Here is a 9,935-nt window from a genome sequence, read left to right as displayed (position 1 = left end):
CGGCGCCTTGCGCGGCTTCGGCCTGCGCGCGGCCCTGCTCCGCCTGTGCCAGCGCGGCGGCGTATTTGTCCAGCATCGTGGCCTGGCGGGCCAGTTCGGCCTGCCGGAGCCGGATCGCCTCCAGCCCGCGCGCGCCGGCCTCGGCCTGCGCCAGCCCGGCTTCGGCCTGGCGCATCGCCGCGGCGGCCTGTTCCTGCGCGCGCGCGGCAGCCGCGTGCGCCGCCGCCGCGCTGGCCTGCTCCGCGGCGGCGCGCTGCAATTCGGCTTGCAGCGCGCCAAGGCGCTGCGCGCGCGGCAGCATGGCCTCCAGCTCGGCCGCCTGCTTCTGCATCTGCTGGCGCTCGCCCGCGCGCCCGGCCTGCGTGGCAAGCGCGGCGGCGGCGCGCGCCGAGACGGCGGCGCAGGCATCCGCGCGCGCGCCCGCCGCCGCCAGCGCCTGCTGCGCCTGGCGGTGATCGTGCCCGGCCTGCTGCCAGTGCTGCTCGAACGGCTGCGCCTGCGCCGCGCGGCGCGCGGCCTGCAGGCGCTGGCGCACGGCTTCCACCTCGGCCTGCTGCGCCATCAGCGCCGCATGGGCCGCCTCGGCTTCGCGCGCTTCGCGCAGGCGCGCGTCGGCCTGCTCGCCCTGCTGCGTCGCCAGCCGGGCGTGCTCGAGCGTGGCGCGCGCGGCGGTTTCCTGCCGCGCCAGGTCTTCCAGCCCGGATTGCAGCGCCGCCACCTGCACGCGCAGCGCCTCGGCGGATTCGAGCTCGTATTGCTGCAGCAAGGCCGACTGCTCGATGCGCAGTCGCTCGGCCTGCTGGCGGATGGCCGCCGCCTGCCCCTTGAGCAGTTCCTCCACGCGCCGGTACAGCTCGGTGCGGAACAGGCGCTCGAGAATCGCCTGGCGGCTTTTCGAATCCGCCGTGAGCAGTTCGCGGAACCGCCCCTGCGGCAGCACGATCACCTGGCGGAACTGGCTGCTGTCGAAGCCCAGCAGGTTGCGCACGAATTCGTCGACGCGGCTGGGCTGGCTGGCCTTGCTGGTCCAGCCGGCCGCCTCCAGCGCATCGAGCTGGGCCTTGGGTGTTTCCTTGACCGTGCCGCCGCCGCGCAGCTTGGGACGCTCCTGCGCGGGCGAGCGCGTGACGCGGTAGCGCTGCGCGCCGAGGCTGAACTCGAACGTCACCTCGGTGCGCAGCCCCGGATCGGCGTTGGCGCTGCGCATGTCCTGCGCGCTGCGCTCGCCGCCCGAAGTGTCGCCATAGAGCGCGAAGCAGATCGCGTCGAGCAAGGTGGTCTTGCCGGCGCCGGTGGGGCCGTGGATCAGGAAGAACGCCTGCTCGCCGAGCCGGCTGAAATCGATTTCCTCGCGGGCCGCGAACGGGCCGAACGCCTGCAGCGCCAGATGCAGCGGCCTCATGCGGACTCCCTGTCGGCCGCGGCGATGCCGTCGAGCACCTGCGTCAGCGCGCGGCGCTGGTCTTCATTCAGGTCCTCGTCGGCGACTTCCTTGAAAAAGCTGGCGAACAGCTCGCCGGTGTCGAGCTGGCGCAGGCGCTGGCCGGCGGCGCTGGCCTCGCCGGCGCGCGACAGCACCGCGCGCTCGATCGCCAGCGCGTTGGGATAGGCCTGGCGCAGGCGCGCCATCGGGTCCAGCAAGGCGCCGGTATCGGTCAGCACGGCGTGGATATAGTCGTCGCGCCGCGGATCGGCGGCGCCCTGCGCCACCAGCGCGGCCAGTTCGCCCTCGAGGATGCGCAGGTCGCGCCGCGGGGCCAGCGCGATCTCCTCGATGGCAACCTCGCCATTGGCGCCCAGTTCGATCAGCGAGACCGACTTGGCGTGCGCGGCTTCCGACAGCGAGTATTTCAGCAGCGAGCCCGAATAGCGGATGCGCCCGCCCAGCGTCTGCGGCCGGTGCAGGTGGCCGAGCGCGACCAGGTCGAAGCCGTCGAACACGCCCGCCGCCACCGCCCCGCTGCCGCCCACCGAAAGCGGCCGCTCGGATTCGCTGGCCTCGCCGCCGATGACGAAGGCGTGCGCCACCACCACCGAGCGCGCCTGCGCCGGATGGCCGGCGCGGATCGCGTCAAGGCGGGCCGCGAGCGCGGCCTCGTGGCCGGGCACGTCCACGCCGAAGGCATCGCGCACCGTGGCGGGCTCGGCATAAGGCAAGGCATAGATGCGCACTTCGCCGTGCGCGTCGGACAAGGTCACGCAGGCCGCCTCGCGCTCGGTGCGGCCCGCCACGTGCAGGCCCTGCGCGGTCAGCAGCCGCGCGCCGAAACCGAGCCGCTGCGCGCTGTCGTGGTTGCCGGCGATCATCACCACCGGCACGCCCGCGTCCACCACGATGCGCGCCAGCACGTCGTCGAGCAGCGCCACCGCCTCGGGCGGCGGCACCGCGCGGTCATAGACGTCGCCGGCGATCAGCACCGCGTCTGGCTTGTGCTCGCGGACCAGCGCCACGAACTGGTCGAGCACCCAGGCCTGGTCTTCGAGCAGGCTGCGCGCGTGAAAGACGCGCCCGAGATGCCAGTCGGCAGTGTGGAGAAAACGCAATGTGGAATTCCTTGATGACCTGTGCGGGGCACGGCTGCCCATGAAGCATGAGGATAAGGGCCGGCCGCGGCAGGCGACATGATAAACGCCGCCGGCGCGGCGTTCAGCTTCGGTTCAGCGCGCGCTGCGCACAATGCACGCATGCTGGTGCAAAGGCGCCAGCCCCGGCACGCCGGGCCATTCCGGGCACGCGCGCGCATAACCAGGAGAACAACATGAAACGCATTCTGATCGCCACCGCACTCGCCGCCGCAACCGTCGCCGCGCAGGCACAGTACACCGGCCCGTCCGCGGTGCCCGCCGCCACCGTCAAGAGCCTGCAGGCGCAGGGCAAGGACGACCAGCCGGCGGTGCTGCGCGGGCAGATCGTCAGCCATGTGGGCGATGAACTCTATAGCTTCGACGACGGCACCGGGCAGATGCGCGTCAAGATCAAGCACAAGCTGTGGCCGGCCGGACAGCCTGTCGGTGCCGCCACCAAGGTGGAGCTGACCGGCGAGTACGACAAGGACTGGGTGGGCGAACCCAAGTTCAAGGTCAAGCAGGTTCGCGTGCTCTGAGCGGGCTTGCGCCTGCGAGCCGGGCCGCGCTCCCGAAAAATGGGGAAACCCGCGGCCCGCGCGCGGTCTGCCGGTCAATCGATATTTGCCGCCGCGGCTTCGGGGTAGAGGTTGGGAAACAGAATATTCAAGGCATCCAGCGGGAAGCCAATCCGCAACTCTGCCCTGTGGGACTGGCTCACCAGCAGCCCGTCCCTCAGCAACTGCGAGATGATCTTGCGCGCGGCGCGCTCGCCCAGGCCGGTCATCTGCGAGAAGTCGCCACGAGACACGCTGCCGCTCAGGAGAACGTGAAGCAGCGGGAGCACGGCCTCGGTACGATAGTCCCGAAATTCCGCCGACTGGCTGCGCACCAGGACCAGGGCTTTGACCCGGTCTCGCAGACCGCCGACGTCGAACATGCGGGCCATGAAGCTCACCTGGTCCTCGCACAGGTCGATGAAGTAGTCACACCATTCCCACAGCATCTTCTCGCTGAGATTGCCGCGGCCATCCAGATCGCCATGCCTCGGCATGTCCGCGTTGGAAAGCCGCTCGTAATACCTGTCCCGGTTCCGCGCGAGGCCCCGGTTGACCGACCAGAGGCCACCGCTAAGCCGGCTGAGCGCGGTATGGGTCTGCAACCGCGCCGCGCGGCCATTGCCGTCGAGGAACGGGTGGGTCCACACGGTGCGGTGATGGGCCGCGGCGATCATCGTGAGCACGTTGTCGACGCCCTGTGCCTGCCCATATACCTGATCCATGCGGGCCAGGAACTTTGGCAGCGAGGCGAATGCTGGCGCGTGGTGCCGTCCAACCGACACGTCCGCCTCCCGGATCCGGCCGGGCTCGACGATGCGCCCTTCGGATGTCGTCCGGTCCTCGGCGGACAGGCGCCCATAGAGGCTGCGGTGGGCGCGCAGCAGGAAATCGCTGCGCAAGGCCTGGGCCTCGGTCAGATGGAGCGCTTCAAGCTCCCTTTCGGCCTCGATGTGCGCCACGGCGATGCGCTGGCGCTGGGCGATCTCCGGATCGTCGGAAAAGTCCCTTTTCAGGGCCTTGCTCACGTTCGCGGGATGTGTGCTCTGCCCCTCGATCCGGTTCGAGTAATACGAGTTCATTTCCCGCACCAGCTCGCGCAGTGCCTCGCGCGCCGGCGGGCACAACGCGCCGCGTAGCTCATGCGCCTTTTCAAAGACAGCGCGCGTTTTCGCGACAAGCTCATCGAGCCGCTTCTGGGGCAGCAGCGGCTCGAACTGATGAGGACTGTCGTAGATGGCAATGGTCGTGCCTGGAACGGATGTCATGCCGGTTTCCATGCCGGATCATTCCGGATAATTTCCGTAGTATATACAACAGCTTATATTGGAAATCGGACCGCATCATCGTACATTTTGTGCCGGTTATCCTGCCGGATTGCCCGTCCCTCGGATCGGGATGCCCTGTCAGAAAGGAACCCCCCGCAGGCGCTGGCTTGCGGGGGGATTTTCAACCGGCCACGCAACGTCTTCCGATACGCTGCCGGGCAGTCAGCGCCTGCCAGCGCGACAGGAAAACGTTCCAAGGCGCGCCCGGCCTCACGCCGGCTCGGCCTCGTTGTCCGCGATCTGGAACTTGCGCATCTTCTCCCACAGCACCTTGCGGCTGATGCCGAGGCTGGCCGCCGTATCCTGGCGCCGCCAGCTATTGGCGTCGAGCGCCGCCACGATGCGGCGGCGCTCCTCGGTCTCGCCGCGCCAGTCGGCGGTGCGCTCGTTGCCGTCGAACGCTCCCGGGCGCAGGCTGCGGAACAGCGGCCGGATGCGCGCCTCGTCCCAGTGGCCGGTCTGCTGCACCGTGATGCCGACGCGCTCGGCGAGGTTGCGCAGCTCGCGCACGTTGCCGGTGAAGAACGCCGTGCCCACCGCGCCCTTGAGCCAGTCCGGCACCGGCGGCAAGGCCTCGAAGCCGGACGGCCCGAGCATCTGCTTGAGGAACGAGATCAGCAGCGCCACCTTGTCGGCCGCGCCGCGCTCTTCCAGGCTGGGCAGGCGCAGTTCGATCACCGCCAGGCGGAAATAGAGATCCGCGCGGAAGCGCCCTTGCGACACCGCCTCGCGCAGGTCCTTGTTGGTGGCCGCCACCAGGCGGAAGTCCAGCTTCACCGGCATGGTCGAACCCAGCCGCGTGAGCGCGTTCTCTTCCAGCACGCGCAGCAGCTTGACCTGCTGGAACAGCGGCAGGTCGCCGATTTCGTCGAGGAACAGCGTGCCGCCGTTGGCCTGCTCGAAAAAGCCGCGGTGCGCGAACATCGCGCCCGTGAACGCGCCCTTGGCATGGCCGAAGAACTGCGACTCGAACAGCCCGTCGGGAATCGCGCCGCAGTTCACCGCGACGAACGGCCCCTTGCCGTAGATGTTGTTGCGCTCGTGGAAAAGCTGCGCGATGCGCTCCTTGCCCGCGCCGGTCTCGCCGTACAGCATCACGTTGCTGCTGAAGTCGGCGAACGTGTCCACCTGCGCCAGGAACTGCTGCATGGCCGCCGACTCCGCCACCAGCTCCGCGCCGGCGTTGCCGGTCTCGGCCGCGGCCAGCAACTGCGGCAGCAGCTTGCCGATCTGGTTGCGCAGGTCGGGGCCGGTGAAATCATCGGACAGGATATGCGCGTATTCCGCCGGGAAACGCCCCGGATCGGTCTCCCGCCCCGGCGCCGCGACCCAGATCACCGGCATGCCGTGCGCGGCCTCCCAGTCCAGCGCGGTGAACTTCGCCGCGCCGATCACCGACACGCTGATCACCGCCACGCACGGCTTGGTGCGCGGCTCCGCCGGCAAGGCTTCCAGCGCGCCGGCGCGGATCACGTCTACCCCGAGCGGCGACAGAAAGCGCGCCACGCGGTCGGCAATATCGTACTTGCCTTCCCACACATAGACTTCAAGGCTCTCGTAGGCCCAGCGATCTGTTTTCATCTTTCTTCCGCCGTATCGCGATTCGCCTGTTGCATGGCTTGTTCTTCAGAACACCAGTTCGGCGTTGTTGCAGTCGATGTCGTGCATCCAGAGATCGGCGTTGCCAAGCCGAATGCCAAGATTGGGCAGCAACGTCCCGAGAATGCTGTCCACAATCGATGTAACTGGGGTCAACAATTGAGAAATTACCTGTGGCGTCTGCAACGATATAGGCAAGCCCAGCACACTCAGATTGAGAGTCAAACTATTCAAAATGCCGCCAACCAGATTCGTCACGGGGCTCGCTGCCGACGTCGCCGCTCTATCACCCGGAGCTAAGGTCATGCTTGTGCTCGACGCAGGTGAGCCCGCCGCAGTATTGACCGAACCTGTCAGTGAAAGCAGGGAAAGACCAAGCACCTTGACGCGGCCCAGTTGCAGAGTATCAGCCACCGATGCACAGCCAGACCCGCCTGGCTTCGCCAGACACACGTTGGCGACACTTGCAGCGACATCGACCGTAGCTCGCCGCTGAGCGGGATCCGCCGCACACTGGATCTTGGTGAGCGCACCTGTTGCACTCGCTGCCTGAACGCGCAACGGCAGTTGCACCACAATTTCGACCAGACCGCCGGCGAAATTGAGTGGACTCGCCTCCACCGTGAGATCGACATTCAATTGACCTGTAGATGCAGTCGTCGCCCATGGCGGCGATCCACCAGTTCGCCTGACAGGACCTGCCGCCAATTGTGGCGGCTGAATGACCTGGAGACTGGACGTTACCGATGCGATACCAAGCGGCAGCGTCAACCCCTTAAGATCCAAAGCTACTGCCGCGTCGCCACGCGCCACTTGTGCTCCAAGCAACAGCAATGTGGCCACGTTGAGTCCGACTTCCGCCGCCGATGAGGCTGCGGGTGCCTGTGCATCAACGTTCAGCAATTCCGCCAGATGAATGGCCGTACCAATGCCGCCAACGCCGAGTGTGGTCGGAGGACTACCCAGCGCGGCACTCAACAGGCCGTCCTGATTTGCTGCCTTCAGCACCAGCGCATCGAAGTCTCTTAACGATAGACTGAGATCAAGTAATTGTTCGATCGTGCCAACGCCCGCCGCAACACGCAACTTCTCAAGCGTAATTTGTGAACCGACTAGCCCAGACCAATCAACCGCCGATAACTGTACTGCCACATTGGGCCCCAGCAATGCCCCCAACAATCCAGTGGCCGTATTGACATCCAGCAGCCCGCTACCCAGCGAAAACGAAGCCACCGGCGGACTTGCATTGGCGATGGCCTCCGCGCGCAATTGACGCGAAGTGCCACCTGGAATCACGAACAGAATGGGCACAGTCTGTGTGACCACTACCTGCACTGCATTGACGGACTCTGGCTGCCCACTGGAGTCAGCCTTGAAATGCCGCGCCGTATCACTGCCGGACGTATAGGCCGGGTCCCACACGCCCATGCACACGTTCATGCCATCGGCAGCACCCGCGGCCGGGCTGGCGCAGCCGGCCGCGGCCGCGCCCCCGTAGCCGTTCTGCGTGCCGGCCGCCTGCGTGGCGGCGAGCACGTTGGCGGAAACCGTGGCGGACGGCCCCGCCTGCTTGAGCTGCTGGGCGCCGGCCAGCGCGGCCATGTCGGCGACCTTCTGCAGCTCCCGCTGGCGGTAGAACACATGGCCCACGTCGATCGACACCAGCGCGCCCACCACCACCGTCACCAGCAGCAAGGCGCCCAGCACGCCAATGGCCCCGCGCTGCGCGCGTCCGCGCACGCCGATGCAGGACGAGCCCATGCGCGTCATCGCCCGGCCGCTCCGGTCGCGCCCGCAGCTCCGGTCGAGCCGGCCGTCATGCCGCTGCCCCGTTGCGACGATGTCTGGCCCGTATAGAACTCCGGAATCGGATAGCTGAACGTGGCCATGTAGCGCGGGTAGGACAGCGCGGCCTGCTCGCCCCGCAGCGGCAGCAGTTGTCCGCCCTGCGTGCCGTTGCGCTGGATCTCGAGGATATTGCGCGTGGTGGCGCCAACCTCCTGCCGCGCGGGGCGCGCCTGGCGCGTGGCCTCGGTCTGGGCGCAGAGCGGGCCCGCGGCCAAGAGGGCCACGGCGAGCGCCAGCCCGCGGCGGCTGGCGGCATGCAGGTTCTTCGAGGCGGTGGTCCGTGTCATGAATGGCTCCTGGATGCGCGCCCGGAGAACGGGCAGCGCCTGGTGACTCGCGAACGCCGGCCGCGCGGCGGCATGCCGGGCGTTCATGGCGTGGCCTGACCGATGTCGGTCAGGCGCAGATGGCTGGGGCCAGCCACGGCCGCGGTGGCGGCGCCCGGCGCGGCGGCGGCCAGCGTGGCGCCGGGTGCTGCCGCGCGGGCATGCTGCGCGCTGGCGCGCCTGACGCGCTCCGCTTCCTGCATCACGGCCTTGCGCGTGGCCTCCGGCAGGGCCGCGCGCTGCATCAGCGATGCGGCCTGGTCGGGCTTGCCGTCGGCGGCAAGCCACACCGCCGCGTTGCTGACCACGCGCGGGTTCTTGCCGTCGAGCTGCAGCGCCTGCATGACCGGCACGCGCGCCTCGGCCAGCGCGCCGGTGCGCATCAGCGCGTAGCCGAGGTCGTTGGCCACCTGCGGGTTGGTGGGATCGGCCTGCGCCGCGCGGCGGAACTCGGCGGCGGCGCCGGCAAAGTTGTTCTGGCGCCCGGCGATCAGCCCCAGGCCGTGGTAGGCGCGCGCCTGCGCCGTGGTCCCGGCGAGGCTGCGGTAGGCCTGCACCGCCTGCGCGTCCTGGCTGGTCTCGCGCAGCGCGTCGGCGCGCATCAGCGTCAGTTCGGGGTTGGCGCCGAAGCGCTTCTCGTACACGTCGATATGCGCGAGCGAGGCAAAGTACAGGCCCTCCTCCTGCATCTTGCCGATCAGCCCCAGATAAACCGTCTTGTCGTCATAGCCGGCGCGGTCCTGCTTGTCGCGCAGCCTGGACAGTTCCACCTGGGCGTCGGCCTGCTCGCTCATGCGGCTGGCCAGGCTGGCGCCGCAGCCCGACAGCGCCGCGGCGGCCAGCGCCGGCAGCAGCGCCCACGCCCAGCGGCGGCGCGCGCCGCTCCTGTCGTCTCGTCCCGTCATCTCGTTCCCCCCGACAAATGCGTCAGCATCCGCGCCACGCCCAGGAAGCCGGGGCCGGCGGTGATGATCAGCAATACCGGCAGCATGGTCACCACCATCACCGCCGTCATCTTTACCGTGAGCTTGCCGACCTGCTCCTTCATGCGCGCCTTGCGCGTCTCCTGCAGGCGCAGCCCGAACTGGCGCAGCGGCTCCTGCACCGCGCCGCCGAAGCGGTCCACCTGGGTCAGCATGGTGATCAGGCTCTTCAGGTCCTCGCTGTCGAACAGCCGGCCGATGCGCTGCAAGGTCTGCTCGCGCGAGCGCCCGGTGGCGAACTGCTGGTTGGCGCGCATCAGCTCCGGCCCGATCACGCGCAGCATGCTGCCGAACTCCGCCACGATCACCTGCAGGCTCTGGTCGATCGACAGGCCCACGCCCTGCAGCAGGCGCAGCATGTCGACCAGCACCGGCAGTTCGTCCTCCAGGCGGCGCAGCCGGTTCGACGCGCGGCGCTGCAGGATCCATTTGGGCACGAGAAACGCCAGTGCGAACACGGCGAAGGCCCAGAACACGGCGCCGCTCAGCGAAGGCAGGCGCCAGGCGAAGGCCGCCGCGGCCAGCGCCGCCGGCACCGACACGCGCAGGCCGCCGAACACGGCCCGGGCCTTGTCGCCATAAAAGCCGCATTGTTCGAGCAGGCGCTCTTCCTCGGCCGTGACCACGGCCTTGCCCAGCGGGGAGTTCAGCCAGCGCTGGTCGAAGCGCCCGCTCAACTGGCCGCCCAGCCTGGCGCCGATGCCGGCCCCGGCGCGCGGGGCGGGGGCA

9 protein-coding genes are annotated in these 9,935 nt (G+C 68.7%); 1 reads left to right on the top strand and 8 read right to left on the bottom strand.

Features of this window, described 5'->3' with window-relative positions:
• Together K206_RS0134530 and K206_RS0134525 are read right to left on the bottom strand one after the other, a co-directional pair.
• The coding region (locus tag K206_RS0134530) for an AAA family ATPase (RefSeq protein WP_020206836.1) at positions 1 to 1,402 on the bottom strand (1,402 nt) is incomplete at its 3' end.
• Entirely contained in the window at positions 1,399 to 2,544 is a 1,146-nt protein-coding gene (locus K206_RS0134525; protein ID WP_020206835.1) for an exonuclease SbcCD subunit D, read from the bottom strand. The genes K206_RS0134530 and K206_RS0134525, both read right to left, overlap by 4 nt.
• A gap of 215 nt (positions 2,545 to 2,759) precedes the next feature.
• On the opposite strand from K206_RS0134525, the gene K206_RS0134520 reads away from it, so the two are divergent.
• Positions 2,760 to 3,104, top strand: coding sequence for a YgiW/YdeI family stress tolerance OB fold protein (locus tag K206_RS0134520; RefSeq protein ID WP_020206834.1), 345 nt, complete (start codon positions 2,760 to 2,762; stop codon positions 3,102 to 3,104).
• 74 nt (positions 3,105 to 3,178) lie between these two features.
• Here K206_RS0134520 and K206_RS0134515 read toward each other — a convergent pair whose 3' ends face one another.
• From K206_RS0134515 to K206_RS0134490, 6 genes are all read right to left on the bottom strand, one after another.
• On the bottom strand, positions 3,179 to 4,402 hold the full coding sequence (locus tag K206_RS0134515) for a Fic family protein (RefSeq protein ID WP_020206833.1): 1,224 nt from the start codon (positions 4,400 to 4,402) through the stop codon (positions 3,179 to 3,181).
• A gap of 258 nt (positions 4,403 to 4,660) precedes the next feature.
• Positions 4,661 to 6,031, bottom strand: coding sequence for a sigma 54-interacting transcriptional regulator (locus tag K206_RS0134510; protein ID WP_020424025.1), 1,371 nt, complete (start codon positions 6,029 to 6,031; stop codon positions 4,661 to 4,663).
• A 45-nt stretch (positions 6,032 to 6,076) separates the two neighbouring features.
• Entirely contained in the window at positions 6,077 to 7,819 is a 1,743-nt protein-coding gene (locus tag K206_RS40190) for a TadG family pilus assembly protein (protein WP_052166045.1), read from the bottom strand.
• A complete protein-coding gene (locus tag K206_RS0134500; protein WP_020206831.1) occupies positions 7,816 to 8,184 on the bottom strand; it encodes a DUF3613 domain-containing protein in 369 nt (122 codons plus the stop codon). Before K206_RS0134500 ends, K206_RS40190 begins: the two co-directional genes overlap by 4 nt.
• An 83-nt stretch (positions 8,185 to 8,267) precedes the next feature.
• Complete coding sequence (locus tag K206_RS0134495) at positions 8,268 to 9,128, bottom strand: tetratricopeptide repeat protein (RefSeq protein WP_020206830.1); 861 nt, start codon at positions 9,126 to 9,128, stop codon at positions 8,268 to 8,270.
• Positions 9,125 to 9,935: type II secretion system F family protein (locus tag K206_RS0134490; protein WP_020206829.1), on the bottom strand; the 811-nt coding region annotated here is incomplete at its 5' end. The genes K206_RS0134495 and K206_RS0134490, both read right to left, overlap by 4 nt.

The organism is Cupriavidus sp. WS, from assembly GCF_000395345.1.
Taxonomy (GTDB): Bacteria; Pseudomonadota; Gammaproteobacteria; order Burkholderiales; family Burkholderiaceae; genus Cupriavidus; species Cupriavidus basilensis_B.
The sequence above is the reverse complement of the archived record's forward strand: the minus strand, read 5'-3'. Positions and strand labels throughout refer to the sequence as shown.